This is a genomic window from Bacillus sp. sid0103, assembly GCF_019219025.1.
The window spans coordinates 265,737-281,134 of record NZ_JAHUWN010000003.1 but is presented as its reverse complement, the minus strand read 5'-3'; the positions used below and the strand labels follow the sequence as shown (position 1 = coordinate 281,134).

Annotated in this window: 15 protein-coding genes; 9 read left to right on the top strand and 6 right to left on the bottom strand. The window is 38.0% G+C overall.

The window, feature by feature from the left end; genetic code table 11:
- Positions 1–103: 103 nt before the first annotated feature.
- The gene (locus KW850_RS05425; RefSeq protein ID WP_218346538.1) at positions 104–472 is read left to right on the top strand and encodes a VOC family protein; all 369 of its coding nucleotides are present in this window, start codon (positions 104–106) and stop codon (positions 470–472) included.
- A gap of 490 nt (positions 473–962) precedes the next feature.
- Positions 963–1,526 (top strand): hypothetical protein, encoded by a 564-nt coding sequence (locus tag KW850_RS05420; protein WP_218346537.1) that lies wholly within the window; start codon positions 963–965, stop codon positions 1,524–1,526.
- 494 nt (positions 1,527–2,020) lie between these two features.
- Here KW850_RS05420 and KW850_RS05415 read toward each other — a convergent pair whose 3' ends face one another.
- Complete coding sequence (locus KW850_RS05415) at positions 2,021–2,236, bottom strand: twin-arginine translocase TatA/TatE family subunit (protein WP_218346536.1); 216 nt, start codon at positions 2,234–2,236, stop codon at positions 2,021–2,023.
- Between the two features lie 11 nt (positions 2,237–2,247).
- Positions 2,248–3,270: a M42 family metallopeptidase gene (locus KW850_RS05410; protein WP_218346617.1), complete on the bottom strand. Its 1,023-nt coding sequence runs from the start codon at positions 3,268–3,270 to the stop codon at positions 2,248–2,250.
- Between the two features lie 247 nt (positions 3,271–3,517).
- On the opposite strand from KW850_RS05410, the gene KW850_RS05405 reads away from it, so the two are divergent.
- Positions 3,518–3,829 carry a hypothetical protein gene (locus tag KW850_RS05405; RefSeq protein ID WP_256358093.1) on the top strand — a complete coding sequence of 104 codons (312 nt, stop codon included), beginning with the start codon at positions 3,518–3,520 and terminating at the stop codon, positions 3,827–3,829.
- A gap of 61 nt (positions 3,830–3,890) precedes the next feature.
- Here KW850_RS05405 and corA read toward each other — a convergent pair whose 3' ends face one another.
- The 3 genes from corA to KW850_RS05390 form a co-directional block, all read right to left on the bottom strand.
- Positions 3,891–4,841: a magnesium/cobalt transporter CorA gene (gene corA, locus KW850_RS05400; protein WP_218346534.1), complete on the bottom strand. Its 951-nt coding sequence runs from the start codon at positions 4,839–4,841 to the stop codon at positions 3,891–3,893.
- Positions 4,842–4,996: 155 nt separating this feature from the next.
- Complete coding sequence (locus KW850_RS05395) at positions 4,997–6,178, bottom strand: TIGR04053 family radical SAM/SPASM domain-containing protein (RefSeq protein WP_374226277.1); 1,182 nt, start codon at positions 6,176–6,178, stop codon at positions 4,997–4,999.
- A 743-nt stretch (positions 6,179–6,921) separates the two neighbouring features.
- Positions 6,922–7,272: a hypothetical protein gene (locus KW850_RS05390; protein ID WP_218346533.1), complete on the bottom strand. Its 351-nt coding sequence runs from the start codon at positions 7,270–7,272 to the stop codon at positions 6,922–6,924.
- A 289-nt stretch (positions 7,273–7,561) separates the two neighbouring features.
- Here KW850_RS05390 and KW850_RS05385 point away from each other — a divergent pair, with 289 nt between their 5' ends.
- The 6 genes from KW850_RS05385 to KW850_RS05360 all read left to right on the top strand — a co-directional run bounded on the left by KW850_RS05385 (position 7,562) and on the right by KW850_RS05360 (position 13,497).
- On the top strand, positions 7,562–8,851 hold the full coding sequence (locus tag KW850_RS05385) for a hypothetical protein (protein WP_218346532.1): 1,290 nt from the start codon (positions 7,562–7,564) through the stop codon (positions 8,849–8,851).
- A 751-nt stretch (positions 8,852–9,602) separates the two neighbouring features.
- Positions 9,603–10,103: an HNH endonuclease signature motif containing protein gene (locus KW850_RS05380; RefSeq protein WP_218346531.1), complete on the top strand. Its 501-nt coding sequence runs from the start codon at positions 9,603–9,605 to the stop codon at positions 10,101–10,103.
- A 15-nt stretch (positions 10,104–10,118) separates the two neighbouring features.
- On the top strand, positions 10,119–10,325 hold the full coding sequence (locus KW850_RS05375; RefSeq protein WP_218346530.1) for a hypothetical protein: 207 nt from the start codon (positions 10,119–10,121) through the stop codon (positions 10,323–10,325).
- A gap of 651 nt (positions 10,326–10,976) precedes the next feature.
- The gene (locus KW850_RS05370) at positions 10,977–11,132 is read left to right on the top strand and encodes a DUF6290 family protein (protein WP_218346529.1); all 156 of its coding nucleotides are present in this window, start codon (positions 10,977–10,979) and stop codon (positions 11,130–11,132) included.
- An 865-nt stretch (positions 11,133–11,997) separates the two neighbouring features.
- On the top strand, positions 11,998–13,122 hold the full coding sequence (locus tag KW850_RS05365; RefSeq protein WP_218346528.1) for a phage major capsid protein: 1,125 nt from the start codon (positions 11,998–12,000) through the stop codon (positions 13,120–13,122).
- 162 nt (positions 13,123–13,284) lie between these two features.
- Positions 13,285–13,497, top strand: coding sequence for a hypothetical protein (locus KW850_RS05360; RefSeq protein WP_218346527.1), 213 nt, complete (start codon positions 13,285–13,287; stop codon positions 13,495–13,497).
- Between the two features lie 38 nt (positions 13,498–13,535).
- Here KW850_RS05360 and KW850_RS05355 read toward each other — a convergent pair whose 3' ends face one another.
- Positions 13,536–14,957, bottom strand: a complete 1,422-nt coding sequence (locus KW850_RS05355; protein WP_218346526.1) for a recombinase family protein — start codon at positions 14,955–14,957, stop codon at positions 13,536–13,538.
- Between the last annotated feature and the right edge of the window lie 441 nt (positions 14,958–15,398).

Sequence of the window (15,398 nt, the reverse complement as noted above, 5' to 3'; positions counted from 1 at the left end):
ATAGTACCATTTATTTAAACCAATTATGAAAGTTCTAACTTGAAAGAATTTTATAAAATTAATAAAATATGGAAGAGGAGAATTGACAAACGGAGGAGTGTCTATGTCATTTTTAATAAAAAAGATTGATCATATTCAACTTGCTGCCCCTATGGATTGTGAAGAAGAAGCAAGGGAATTTTTCGGTGGAATACTAGGCTTAAATGAAGTTGAAAAGCCGGCGGAACTAAAGAAACGCGGCGGCGTTTGGTTCGAGTTTGGGACCTTCCAACTACACATCGGTGTAGAAGAACCATTTACACCAGCTAAAAAAGCACATCCTGCCTTTGTTGTTGAAAATATCGAGGAATTAAAGGGACATCTCCGTGAAAAGGGAGTCTCCTTTACAGAAGACGATTTACTTCCTGGAGCGAGCAGAATTCACGTTCATGATCCATTTGGTAATCGTCTTGAATTATTAGAGTGGCTTTAGGAAATACGTAAAATAATTAAAACAGCCCCATTCCATTTTAGTGGATTGGGGCTGTCTGCCTTTAATTGGGGGATTGAAGGCATTATTTCATAAGGATATTTTATTCAAATTCCAGAAAGCGGGGAGACCATCTGGAAGGGAACAAGCACAAAGTAATTATTTCTTTATTGTTTCGTAGTAACTTTCACTGGTTCACTGCTTACGCCAAAGTGTTGCTTAACAATTAAATAAGGACCGCCCAGATTAAAGAGGTAACGGGCTTCGATTTGTGAGTAATTTCACATGATATGATAAAAATAAAACGGAACTTTATTTGTGAAGCTCTTCACAAATTTTCTATATTTATAGAATACGTGAATTAAAATAAAATCACAAGTGGTTTATAACTAAAAATTTGTCAAATTGGTAAATTTTTTTTCACATATTGGGAATGATAAATTCGTACCAAAAAGGTGAATATAAGAAATAACAGAAATGGAAGGAGATCCCTATGAAGTTTAATTTGTTACTTTTATCATTAGGATTATTATTTTCAGTGCCTGGAATGGCTGCAGCAAACCACACCACGCCTGATACCACCAATGGTGTACAACGGGAAAAAGCCCCATGTGATTGTCATGAGAACAGGCATCATCATATGATGCATAAAGATTGGGAAGCAAAGATGGCTGAAAGACAGAAAATGCTTCTTTCCTGGGTGGACCAGTATACGCCAAATAAAAAGACAGAATGGACTGCCGTTCTTGCAGAAAAGAAAACACTGATCAACCAATGGATGAGTCCTGAGAATGCTGCTAAACGTGAACAATGGAAAAAAGAAAAAAGAGCAAAAATGGATGAACTTAAAAAACAACTGGATGCAGGAAAGATTACAAAAGAAGAATTTATTAAACAAGTACATGGCGGAAAAGAAATGTCCCATTGGAAAACTTTCCATGAATTAAAGTTGGCCGTTGAAAAGAAAGATAACAAGCAAGCTGCATTACTCCTAAATCAATTACTGGAGCAATCGAAACAACATAATGAAAAGATCAAGGAATTACTAAAAAAATAACCAGCTTAAATAAAAAAACTAATTCAAGCAGAATTAGTTTTTTTATTTAGCTGTGTTTAACTTATAGGTTGTTTTCCGCTTCAGGCGCTGCGCTTTCCGCCGGCGGTTCCGGGGAGCCTCCTCGGCGAGGTGCTGGCCTGCAGGGTCTCACCTGTCCCGTACTCCCGCAGGAGTCTCGCGCCTTCCGCTCCAATCGAATTGGTTACAAAAACACCATTGATCTATAACACAGATTGTAAATAATTACAGTTGTTAAAATGAATTCATAAAGGGAACATTTAAGAATGACAAACACTGAGGAGGTTAGCAATGAAAAGAAAAAATTTAATGATGACTACCGTTGCTTTAGGTGCTGCATATCTACTCCGAAATCCTAAGTCCCGGAAAAAATTAATGAATCAAGTACAGGCTTTTTCTAAGAAATAAATATCAAAAAACATCCCCAACAAATTTTTGAAGGGGATGTTTTTTTGATAATATGCTCAGTTATATAATTACTTCTTTAAATTAATGCTAGTTTGTTTGGTCTCTTGGATATCTTCTTTTATTTCTTCTTTGATGTCTTCTGCAATTCCTTCAGTCGCTTTTTTAAATTCACGAATCGATTTGCCAAAGGCACGGCCTATTTCAGGAAGTTTGTTTGGACCAAAGATGACTAAAGCTACAATTAAAATCAATATTAAGCCTGGTACACCTATATTTGAAAACATATTTTCATCTCCTACTGGATTAAATCAGCTTGCACGTAATGATACAGTAGTTTGGCTGTATTTTCAATGGAAGTTTCGTGCGTTCTTTCAAACGCATGTGACGAATCGATTCCAGGACCAATTAAACCATGGACAATATCATGACCAGCACGGATTGCGGCCGAAGCATCGGAACCATAGAAAGGATAAATATCCAATTTATATTCGATTTTATTCGCTTCAGCTAGACGAACTAGATTTTTTCTCAATTCATAATGATAGGGACCACTAGCATCTTTAACACAGATGGAAACCGTGTATTCATCTGTTGACTGTCCGTCGCCCATTGCACCCATATCGACTGCTAAATACTCGACTGTTTCTGGAGTTATATTTGAGTTACCGCCATATCCAATTTCTTCGTTGTTTGAAATTAAGAAATGTGTAGTATAGGGCAGGTTGATATGCTCCATCTTAATTTGTTTCATTAATTGAAGCAAGATCGCCACACTTGCTTTATCATCCAAGTGGCGCGATTTAATGTATCCGCTTGGAGTTATTTCTACACGAGGGTCAAACGAAACAAAATCTCCAACTTCAATTCCAAGGGCACGAACTTCCTCGGCATTATGTACCTTTTCATCAAGTCTAATTTCAATATTGGCTTGGTTTCGCTCAGCTTTTCCAGCATCTTTATAGACATGGACAGAAGTCTGGTGCATTAAAATGGTTCCAGTTATCTTTTTTCCGCCGCTTGTTTCAATTTGACAGTATTCTCCTTCAATGGAGTTGTACTTAAATCCACCTATCAAATCAATCTTTAAGCGACCATTAGTTTTTACTTCCTTTACCATTGCACCAAGCGTATCAACATGAGCTGTAAGCATGCGGTGTTTACTTGAATTCTTCCCCTCAATTGTCGCTATTAACCCGCCTTTACGATTTCGATAAGTGTGAATTTGTAACTCGGCAAGGTATTTTTCAACAAAGGTAATGACTTCATTTGTATTCCCTGATGGACTTGGAATCGAGACTAAATCAGCAATTAATTTCATCGTTTCTTTTGTATTTGTATTTACCAAAGAAATTCTCCTTTCTGATCAATCATTCCTTACTATTATACATAAATATGAAAATCATGTGTTTAAGAGCGATTAGTGTCAACAATTTTAGTGGCACTGCATAAGGTAACAAGTGTTAAATTTTTTCAAATGGATTAAAAAATCTAGGTTTGGGCATGAATGGAGTATTCAAACTATTTGAAAAATTATTTTCGTATTATGAATGACAGGAGGAGAAAAATTGACCAGAGCTGAATTATACCACTCTAAGCCGAAGCACTCTTTCCTAAAGGGTTTATTTTTTTTCATTGTCATGTGCATGGTATTAACCGCCAGTATCTTCGTTTTTCGTCACTATTATCAAAACACAATAAAAATTGAAGCACCCATAGAGAATCCAGGTCCTAAAGTGGTTATTCATCTGCAAAATGGGCAAAAAGTGTATACCTATGAAAAATTAATTTTCGAAAAAGACGGGAAAACCTATTATAAAGGTGAGCGGAATACGATTGATTTAACAGGCGGAACTGTTGCCTATGAAGAGTGGAAATAAGCAAGTGATCTTAGAAATGAAAGGACTAGCGGTGCTAGTCCTTTCATTTTTTTTTAGCCATTTATTTAAACCAACCTTTCTTCTTAAACCAAAGAGACATTCCTATGGCAACTAATACCATTAAAATCAGCGTGGCAAAAAAACCATATTTCCATGATAATCCAGGCATATAGTGAAAATTCATCCCGTACAATCCTGCTATAAAGGAAAGTGGCATGAATATCGTAGTAATCACAGTTAAAACCTTCATGACATGATTGGTTTGGTGTGAGTTCAGTGAGATATAACTGTCGCGGATGTCCGTGGTAAGTTCACGGTTTGCCTCAATCATTTCGGTTAATTTAAGTAAATGATCATGAATATCGGAGAAGTATTCTTTTTTCCCATTGATATAAGTCATTCGTTCAGAGTTGAGGATTCGATAAACAAGGTCCCGCATTGGAGTAATCGTATGCCGTAACGATAGGAGATGATGTCTAGTGTCGAATAAATCCTCGAGCAATGCCTCCATCGTTCTCCCTTTTGAATTTTCATCAATTTCATTTAACATATCCTCAATTTGATAAACCAGAGGAAAATAATTATCCACCATTTTATCAAGGATAATGTATAAAACGTGGGAAGGATCCCACCGATTAATACTTGTTGACTGATCAAATCGTTTCCACACCTCCTCAATTTCGGCTGAGGGTTTGTAGTGAAAGGTAATGATATAGTTCTTACCGAGGAAGAAATCAATCTCTTCGCGCGTGAAGGTTTGTTGATTTAGGGCTTGTGTCACAAAAAAAGTATAGTCCTCATAATAATCCAACTTAGGTCTTTGTAAATGATTAATGCAATCCTCTATAGCTAGAGGGTGAAAGTTAAGGGGGGTCCTTAAGAATTCGATTTCTTCGGTGGTTGGGTTATAAAAATCAACCCAGTACCAGATAAAATCACCATTCATCAATTCCTCAATGGAAAGATCCCTCATTAATTGATACGTTTGATTTACTGCAATTGTTCTAATCATGTTAACTCCTTAGCATGTTCGTTATCCCTAAACTAATCATAACTTTTAAAGATCTATTTGCAAAATGATTTAGGAAATTTATTAACTCCAATATCTAAGGATTATTGACTAAGAATAGAGGCATTCTCATGAAAAGAATGCCCCTATGGATATACTTATAAGATTGGTGTTATTTCTTTATTTCTCATTACTTGTGGAATATAGACGCAGTACGGTTCACTTTCCATATAATCGCCTGTTACTGCATAGCTGCGTGAACGGGAACCGCCACACATTTTGTTATATTCACATACGCCGCATTTTCCTTTGTAATTATCGGGCTGACGTAATTCTTTAAATACTTTAGCCTCACGATAAATTTCAGCAAGCGGGGTGTCTCGTATGTTTCCTCCAACGATTGGAAGTAATCCACTCGGCATAACATCTCCAATATGTGAGACAAAAGCAAAGCCGTTCCCGTCATTTACACCTTTTGGTGCCCGCTTTAAACCATCGTGCATGGAAGCAAAATCAGTGGTAATGGAGTCTTCGTAATGAATTTCACCCTTTTCAATCAGTTGATCCCGTGTTTTTTGCTGTAACACAACCCTGCGGTAATGTTGTGCTGCAGTCGTTTTGATATCATAAGGTGCGGTTTTGCTTAATTCATATAACCAACGGAACACTTTTTCATGCTCAGCTGGAGTGATACAAGCATCCATTTGACCTCTGCCGGTTGGGACAAGTAAGAATATGTACCACATGACAGCGCCAAGTTCGGCCACTAGTTTTGACATTTGTTCAAGAGAATCATAATTATAGCGAGAGATTACGGTGTTTATCTGCAGTGGCATCTCTAATTCATTTAAGTATTTTATTTTTTCAACGGTTAGATCAAATGATCCAGGTGTACCGCGGAAGTGGTCATGAATTTCTGGTGTTGGCCCGTCTAAACTAAAGCCCCAGCGTGAAAGTCCGACATCTTTGAAAAGTTTCATTTTTTCTTTTGTTACATTTGCTGTGGCACTAGGTGTCATCGAAACACGCATTCCTTTTTTGATTGCATAATCAGCAAGCTCATAATGGTCTTCCCTCATCATACAATCACCGCCCGTAAAGACGAGCATGGGATTATCCATTTCATAAATTTGATCGATTAAATTGATTCCTTCTGCATGTGTTAATTCACGTGGGTCTGGAGTAAGCTGTGCATCAGCTCGGCAGTGAACACACTTAAGTTGACAAGCTCTTGTTACTTCCCAAATAACTATAAATGGATTCTTGTCATAATCGATTACATTTCGCATTCCATGAGGATGCCCCATTGCATGTGGGTGTCCTTTACCTATTCCTTGCATTATCATCACCCAAATTCATTATGATTTATTAAACTAAAGATTGTTTCTATAGGTTTAATTATAGGATTAACAGACGATCGTGCATGATAGGATTGTTACAACTAATTATTTTTAATACACATAGAGAACAAACTAACTCCGCACCCTTTTGTCGACATCACCACTAAGGTGATACACTTATTCTAACATGATAAAAAAGGTGATTGAATGGAAAGGCGTGACGTAATTGTGAATTCTAACGTTGATGGTTAATAGAAGAACTTGAAAAGGGTGAAATCAATGGCAATCCCTGACACAAAAGTACGGGTCACGGTCACGATGGACAAAAACCTTCGTACATACAAGCACCTCCCAAATTAATTACATTGAAATCATACCTTATTTGGGAAATGTTATATTAATAAAAATATGAAAAAAGAGTGACATTTTAGCCACTCTACAAAGAACTGATTAATTAATCTTATTGAACTATCGCACCCGTTAGTTAAAGAACGAATGATTTATTTTTTGGATATTAACTTGTTCCAACAATATTCAAAAATAATTTCAAATATAACAAAAGCAAGCGAAACAAATAATGAACTTAATAAACCAAATGGAAGTTTAAATTTATCACCAAAGATTATTAAGAATAAGTAGCAAAAAAGGAAACTAAAAATACTTTTTCTAAATGTCCATTTCAAAACTTTTCATCCTCTTTTTTATAATCCTATCGCACCCGTTAGTAAAAAAAGGTATGGGTTTTATAGTTCTTCTTTTCGTACACTCAAAGTCATTTCAGCATTAAAACTCAAAATTCCTAGTTGAGTTGAATTTGAAATATCTTTTAAAATTTGCTCTGCCTCTTTAACTTTATATGCAATATCCAATGCTGTACCACAAGCCCAGATTTTCACATTTGGTTCTTTACTATCCATTAATACATCAAGCATAGTTTCAGCAAGTTTTATATCTTGTTTCATAATATCAATGATTTTATATAGTTTATCACTTGCTTTATTACCTTTTTTATATTTTCCTTCTAAGGTCGCTTCCCCTTGAATAACGGCATTTTTAACAAACTCATCTATTAGAAATACACTATCTTTTTTCAAATCAATCCCCTCCAATTGACAACACTGTTTATATTTTGTCCCATTTTTTTTGGTATTGGTACATTAATTATAACCTCACCTTCTTCAACTAACCTGCCTCGTTAGTTTAATAAGAAATGAAAATCCCTTTTTAATTTCTAAATTTTCACAATTAAATGTGTAAAACATATTTAGGAAGTTGTACAATGATAATGATATCAAGGGTTTCAGCATAACAGCGAGGTCGTCAAAATTTAAGATATGATGAATTGCTTTTAACAGGGAGAGTTTTAGAAAGAGGGAATTTAAGATGATACTAAAGATTGAAGAGTGGTTAATAAAACAAGATTTTACGAACGAAGCCCATGAGTTATTCGATGAAAGTATTAGATGCTATAAAGCATCAGCTTATCGTGCTGCTCTCTTATTTTCATTTTTAGGGCTTCAAACAGTAATTAAAATTAGGATGCTTTCATCTCAACCCCCAAAAGATTATGCAGATCCTGAATGGAAGCATGTTCAAAAGGGACTACTTGACGATGACAGTTGGGAAAAAAAAGTCATAGAAGCCATACAAAATAAGAAAAAACCAATTTTCAATTTAACAGAAGATGTATATGAACAATATTTTTATTGGAAGAACAGAAGAAATGATTGTGCCCATGCAAAAGGAAATATAATTAGCCACAGTCATGTGGAAAGCTTCTGGCTATTTATTCAGTCCAATTTGGGGAAATTTGTAGTAAATGGAGGAATGGCGTTTATTGTTCAGCAAATAGATGAACATTTTGATGTAACGATAACCCCCAGAGGAGAGTCATTTGACCATATTGTTACTCAAATTCCCTATGCGATTGAACGAATTAACTATAAGGATTTTTTACAACAATTAATGGAGTTTTCTTATATTAAAAAGGATAAATATAGAGAAGTAGATGAACAAATTATTCTTTTTTGGTTTAAACTTTTTAGTTTGCAGGATGATTTACCCGATGAAACTGTTGAATTTCTAATCAAAGAAGAAAATCATAAATTTACCATGGCTTTATTAAGGTCAAAGCCGGAGATGGTTAGATATTTCTTTAAAAAGGAAAAGTTTATTCGCCTCCTATGGAAAAAACTTTTTATGACACCTTATGATTACTCTATTTTCTTGGAGATGGTTATTAATGACTTGATACCTGAAGAACAATTTGAAGAGGCATCTAAACATATGTTTAACACCATAGATACTGATATATTCGAGGAAGGTTGTTGGTGGGTTGATAGAAAGGTAACAGAATTAGATAAAGGTATTTTAATATCAAAAAAATTCTTCGATAATTTCTATAATGAAGCATTTGAAAAAAGAAAAATTGTGCACAGTTTTGCGTGGGGAAACAAAAATAAAGGGTTAGTTATTTGTTACATTAACAATTTTGATTTAGATGAAAAAGTTGTAGATGCCTTAAATAGTTCTATAACTAGCTTATATGCACCTAAACATCTAAAATCAGACCTAAGGGAATTCTATAAATTGAAGCCACATATTTTAGAACAACATATTGAAATTACTGAAAGACTTGGAGAGAAATTACCTCAAATTCTTATGTTTGATTAACAATAGTCAACATTTTGACGGAAAGAAAGAAGAAATCAGTCGACATCGCTTATCTCTTATTGATCTGCTTTTCCACGGGCGACCCTATCAAAAGGGTCGTCTTTTTGTGTCTACCGTGGTCATGGGGGCGGCGGGGTCAAAAGGTGACGATTTCAGAAGGTCATTACGTTTTGTAAGGAAGACGTAATCTTTTGTAATGTCCAAAAACCCTTATGTACCAAGGGTTAAACCTTTATTTATTACTTTATTATAATACTTACATTTAAATTTATATAGGTAAGAGAAAAGAAGAAATAAAATAAAAACATCTTACAAAAAAGATTATGTCCGTCGTATTTTTTGTAATTTGTAAGAATCCACGTCCCCCAACGGTTGTCGCCGATTATGGACGTAATGAAAAAGAATTTCTTTTTGTAATGACGACCGCGTCCGATGATGAACTCCGATCGATCAATGACCCCGACCACCAACCACCCCGACCGCCATCGTCAAAGGTCATCCAGTCCAAAGGGGTGCGACCCCGTCTTCCCTTCCTTGAATAACTGTTACACTGTTACACGGTTGACAGTGTCATATGTCAATACGATTTGAAACAAGGGGGTCAGTCAGGATAGAAGGGGGTGGGCGTTCCACACATTCGAAGTTTTGTCTTTGATGTTTGCGTGATTTGAGGGAAATCCCTGTTATATATAAGTGTAGGGTATTTTTTAAATTTAATATGAACCGATAAAAAGGAAGGGGAACGAATCGCATGACAAAACAAATGGGCATGACCAAGGAAATCTATGACCACATCATCAAAAATATTGACAAACTTGAAGCCGACTTTGAACGGGGTCTTGTCCGTAACAAGAAGACCAAAAAGGTCTATGATACGTGCGTCAACGGTGTTGGGTATCGTCCTTTATCTTTGGGTGGAAAACAGGTGTATGCACATCAAATCATCGCCGTGGTCGTCTATGGTGAACGGTGCATAGGGCGGACAGTCCACCACCTGAACGAAATCCGCACGGATAATCGTTGGAATAATCTTGCCTTGGTTTCACATGGTGACAATGTCCGTTTGAAAAAGGACACATCAAGTAAGGGCAAACAACCAATCATTGCACGACATATTGACACGGGTCACGAACATGTCTTTGAATCACAACTTCAAGCGTCGAAATGTATGGGGATAGCACAAGGGAAGATAAACACCGTCCTACAAGGTCGGGTCAAACAAACCGACGGGTGGACATTTGAAAGGATATAGGAAGGGGCAAATATCATGTCGAAACCAAGACCACACGGACGGGCACGTTTTAAAAAACACAATGCGATCAATAAGGAAGGGATGAAGTTTTATGCTTCACCCTTCTTTCGTCTTTGTAAGGAAGTGGAACGGAAGACCAACAAACGTCTAAAACGTGAAGCACGTCAGGAACGGGAAGGGTCGGTCACACATGCGGGAATTGAAAGAAGTGTTCAACGATAGTATTGAACTGTTCGTCATTCCTTTGGTCATGGTCTATGAAATCATTTTCAATAAGTAATATTTAATAGGTGGTCACGGCGTCACTGTCAGGGGGTAGGGGTGGTCATGCCCGTCACAATAGACGAAGGGGGGTCACCCTATTACACATGTCGATGTTGAATGTCAGGAACTTCACTGGATGTCCACACCTTGGGACATACCAAGATCAATGACGGCGACACCAATGACCAAGGGCGGGCATATTGGACACGGGTCAGGTCATCTTGATTGTCATTACAGACCTTTCAAAAGACGTATAGGGTCAACGGGTAGGGGGTAGGGACTACCAAGGGCGGGTCATAGGGTAGAACACCACGTTCAAAGACCTTTTGACCTTAATACGTGTGACGATGTCTTTTTCTATCCCCCCGCCTTTTTTCTTTCGTTTTTAGTGCAAAACAGAATACCACGTATCGACTTGAACGCACATTTTTTTCCCGAAATAGATATTTACATTAGAATTATTCTAAATAAGGGCAATTGATGATGCCGTGAAGCATATGAAAGTTTTTTTGTCAAATGTTCTTAAAATGTTGCGTGATTTGGTCATTTTTACTGTTATATATAGTGTAGGGTATTTTTTTAAAACATTACTTCAAAGGGTGTGATTGAATGAAAAATGAAACACTTCATAAGAATATTTCCGTCAGGTTATCAAAAGACGAAGTCATCACGGTTTCTGATTATGTCAAAGACAATGACACCAATGTTAGTGCTTTAATTCGACGACTATTGATTAAATACATCGAAGAACAACAAAACAGATAGACGGGACGGCGTCGGATGTCTTCCCGCAAATATACCGACAAAGACTAAAAGAACCCCTTCATTCTTTCATGGTCGCCTTACAAATGTCGGTGTATTTGCGGGGTCGTCATCCCCAATCCTTTCATATTTGTTGGTGAACTAAGGTTCACCCTTTTATCATGGGGACTATGTCCCCACCTATTTCTTCAAACCTTTTGACGGGCGTCACCGATAAGGTGTGCAGACCGTGTCAAATGTTTGTTGATTTCTGTTTTGAATTTCTTCGGTGGTTCGACCTTATCCATCGCACGAAAAAGGTCAAACGTGGTTCGACCTATCCACATCTTAAAAAATGGTCGTTGTCGTTTTTCGACAAATGTTTTTCATTATGAAAAGCCTTATGGTGGTTCGTGGATTCCCACCCCTTGCAAAATCCACACTTTTGACCTTTGTCGGTCTGATTCACCGACGGGGGTCTTTTTTATTTTTATTTTTATTATGGTTCGTCAAGAACCACCGCCAACTAGCATAGGGGTCACCCTTGGGGAAGACAAACTATTGACGACGCATGACACCGTGTGACCGAAACGTCAATAAGAAGAAACAACCCAAGGGAACGACACCAACTTTTATCATGGGAACAATGTTCCCACCTATTTAGAAAGGTAGGTGAAAATTCACCTCCTACCTGACTTTGTAACAAGCGGTTTATTTGGTTCAACATTTGTAAGTCGATTGACCTTGGAACGATGACGACCACGCAAAGGTCTTCTTCCGAAACTTCACGGATTTCTTGATTTCCAACACGAAACCTTTTGACATCGTCATGACCCTGCACGGTCGGATGTCAGGAAGGTTTTTTATTTTGAATTGAAAGGGTGATTTGATGTCAAAGGCATTGATTGAAAAACGTAATGACTTAATTGACGAAATGGACAGGTTGGTCAATACGGCAAAAGCTGAAAAACGCAACTTGACCAAAGCGGACAATGTTCGTTTTGAACAAATCAAAAAAGAGATTGAGGAAATAGATTCCGAAATAAAAGAAGAACGTGGGGGAATGGAAAATATGATAGTTGTTAAAAATGCGGAAAACGTTGAACAACGTCAATTAGACGAAAAGGCGTTCTTGACTTGGGTCAAGGAATCCCGTGCAACGGGCGGAATTACGGCGGGGTCAAACGGTGGGGTCATTCCAACGTCAATTGCTTCGCAGATTATTGACCAAGTGAAGAACCAATGTGGTATTTTACAACGTGCTACCATTTGGAATGTCAAAGGGGACTTAAATATCCCTGTTTATGACTTCACACAACACGTGGTTGCATACTTCACCGAGGGTTCGACGGTGTCGGATTCGAACGCCAACTTCACAACGGTTGCATTGAAGAACGTCATCATTGGCACACTTACAAAGGTGTCGAACTCTTTCATTAATCGTTCTGACATTAACGTGGTTCAATTCTTAATCAATGAACTTGCAAAGTCTATTGCGTGGTTTGTTGAAGGTGAATTGATTGCGGGTGTCGGCGGTGCGGGTAAGCTGAACGGATTAGCACAAGTCGTGGCGGGTCAAACCAACCTTGGTGCAACGACTATGGTCATCACACCTGATGAACTGATTTCATTACAATTGAAAGTTCCGCAAGTGTACCAAGAAAAGTCAGTGTGGTTAATGAACCCTTCGACGTTCGCTTACATTCGTTCATTGAAGGCAAGCACGTCAGGTGACCTATTATTCACCGATGGTGGTCTATCTGATAAGTTTGATTATTTACTTCTTGGTAAGCCTGTCCTATTATCTGACCGTGTTCCTGTTATGGGTGTCAACGCACTTCAAATCTTCTATGGTGACCTTTCAGGTGTCCACGTGAAGATGACAAACAATGTGGAAATCAAGGTCTTATTAGAACGTTATGCGGAATTCTATCAGACCGGTGTGTCCGCATTCCTTGAAATGGATTCGGCACTTGCTGAACCGTCCAAGATTGTTTGTTACAAAGGTAAATAATTAATAAGGGGATGTCCTTCGGGATGTCCCCTTTTTTTTTGGTTGTGCAGCTCAATGTGCAGCACAACATGCTGCACAACATTCCCGCAGGCCCTTTGCGTGTTTCGATTTCGGTTCTTGTTATATCCCTTGAAGACATTTGAAAACCAGGGGGGAATCAAAATGTTAAACTATGAATCTTTTGCAAAACTATCTTTAGAAGAACAAGTCACCACTTTCAAAAGCACATTAAAAGTCATTGGTCATTATAGTGAACGAACTATCAACCTTCTTGTCAAGGATAGTCTAAAAACTATTACAACCGATGAATGGGACGAACTTTTGCTTCGCTTGAAAGAAGATAAAAAGACCAAAAAGGGGAAGGTGACAGCATAAAAAAAAGGACGCCCGTGTGTGGACGTCCTTTCTTGTATCTAGAATTCTCTATATATGACCTTAATCGTCGGCGGATACATTAGGGTGGTTGTCCTCCTATCCGCCGTTTTTGGTACTGACCGTGAATACTCAATACGGTCTACCAATCGCTTCATGACAAGATGTTTTTCTTCAAGGGTCTTGTCTTCGAAATCCTCAACATCGTCGAGTAGGTCGATAAGGTCTTTGACCGCTTGGTCTTTGTCGTCCCGTGCAATTTTCAATTCCAACGCTTGAAGTTTCAAGTTCAAATTATTGATTTCCATATCAAGGGAAGATTTCCTTTCCTTGTATTCCTCTTTGTTGATGTCGGCGTCAAAATAGGCGTCCTTGACCCGTTTCAGTTTCCCTTCTAATGCTCCAATTTCGCCCCGTACGGCGTCTAATTCATTCGGTAATGTTGATGGTGTGGACGTCTTCATCTTTTCTACAAGCAGATCATTCAGAACGTCACACGCGTCTTCGATTTCATTAATGATATAGTTTTCAACATAGTCAAGACGAATCCCACTAGTCGGACACTTGCGGGTTTGACACCTCACAATGTAGTGACCCTTCCCGCCGTTGTTGGAAATGACCAATTGACAACCACAAGCGGAACAACGGAACATTCCTTGAATGAATGACTTCACACCGCCCCGTGTCCTTGCGGGATTACGGTCACGACGGCGAATTTCTTCCTGACACTTCACGAATAGTTCAATGTCGATGATAGGGTCACACGATTGGGTCAGGGTTTCGGTCACGTTCCCTTGACCGTCATAAAAGTTGACTTCGACCTGACCAATATAAGTCTTGTTCTTCCAGATGTGTTTCAATTGACCTTCGTTGACGCCCACTTCATTTTCTATTGCCACACGTCCAAGACCTTGGGCACACAATTCAAAGATTCGTTTCACCTTTTCGGCGTTGTAAGGGTCGATGACAAGACGCTTATTTTCTATCTTATAACCCAAAGGTGGTCTTCCCATTGAATATTCACCGTTACGGAATCTATTAATCTTCCCCGCCTTCATACGTTGTTTGATTTTTTTGTGTTCGGCGTTAGCAAAAATCGCCTTGAATGAATACATCATGTTTTGACTATCGTCGGCGAAATCATAAGTTTGTGACGGCGTGTAAACCTTGACCCCGTTTTCACCGAATAGTAATTCGATTTCGAATGATTCAATCTTGTTACGTGACAAGCGGTCGATGTCCATACACAAGACCCCGTCATATAATTCGATGTTGGACTTTATTTTCTCAAGTTTTTCTTTTTCGGCGTCCCCGCTTGCAATCTCTTCAAAGATGTCATATTCGTCGAATCCGTGACGTTTTGCAAGGTCTACCAATGTTGCACGGTGGGTCATCAAGGCGTCCATTTCTTCACCTTGACGTGACTTCCTTAAATAGAGTGCTTTTCTCTTTTTGACTTTCATTTCGTTTCCCCCTTGATATAATGCGTTTTGTCCATTATATCATGTAAGTGCATTAAACGGAGCTAGTTACAAAATTTCTACATTACAGGCTTGAATTGTCTTATAACGATAAATACGGTAAAAGTCAAATCTATTACATTTATGTTACAAATATATTATTTTATGATCTTAAGTGCCATGTAAATCCTTATAAATTAAGAAAGTAGCTTTATTCTTTTTGAAACATTTACGGATATCCTTGTTAATAATGGGATGTGTTTCCTTGAAAGCCTTATTTTTGGGGATTTAATCACTCCTTCAAGGTCGCTTATGATTGAGTTACACAGAAGAAAAGAAGGGGTGCTACGGTGAAAAAACAATTATTATCATTCGCTGCAACGGCGGGGATCCTGTTATCTACATTTGGTGGTTCAGCAAGTGCACATGAAAACGTCTATTCAG

Coding starts and splice junctions, on each gene's coding strand:
- KW850_RS05425 (WP_218346538.1), top strand. CDS start 104: ATGTCATTTTTAATAAAAAAGATTGATCATATTCAACTTGCTGCCCCT.
- KW850_RS05420 (WP_218346537.1), top strand. CDS start 963: ATGAAGTTTAATTTGTTACTTTTATCATTAGGATTATTATTTTCAGTG.
- KW850_RS05415 (WP_218346536.1), bottom strand. CDS start 2,236: ATGTTTTCAAATATAGGTGTACCAGGCTTAATATTGATTTTAATTGTA.
- KW850_RS05410 (WP_218346617.1), bottom strand. CDS start 3,270: ATGAAATTAATTGCTGATTTAGTCTCGATTCCAAGTCCATCAGGGAAT.
- corA (WP_218346534.1), bottom strand. CDS start 4,841: ATGATTAGAACAATTGCAGTAAATCAAACGTATCAATTAATGAGGGAT.
- KW850_RS05395 (WP_374226277.1), bottom strand. CDS start 6,178: ATGCAAGGAATAGGTAAAGGACACCCACATGCAATGGGGCATCCTCAT.
- KW850_RS05385 (WP_218346532.1), top strand. CDS start 7,562: ATGATACTAAAGATTGAAGAGTGGTTAATAAAACAAGATTTTACGAAC.
- KW850_RS05380 (WP_218346531.1), top strand. CDS start 9,603: ATGACAAAACAAATGGGCATGACCAAGGAAATCTATGACCACATCATC.
- KW850_RS05375 (WP_218346530.1), top strand. CDS start 10,119: ATGTCGAAACCAAGACCACACGGACGGGCACGTTTTAAAAAACACAAT.
- KW850_RS05370 (WP_218346529.1), top strand. CDS start 10,977: ATGAAAAATGAAACACTTCATAAGAATATTTCCGTCAGGTTATCAAAA.
- KW850_RS05365 (WP_218346528.1), top strand. CDS start 11,998: ATGTCAAAGGCATTGATTGAAAAACGTAATGACTTAATTGACGAAATG.
- KW850_RS05360 (WP_218346527.1), top strand. CDS start 13,285: ATGTTAAACTATGAATCTTTTGCAAAACTATCTTTAGAAGAACAAGTC.
- KW850_RS05355 (WP_218346526.1), bottom strand. CDS start 14,957: ATGAAAGTCAAAAAGAGAAAAGCACTCTATTTAAGGAAGTCACGTCAA.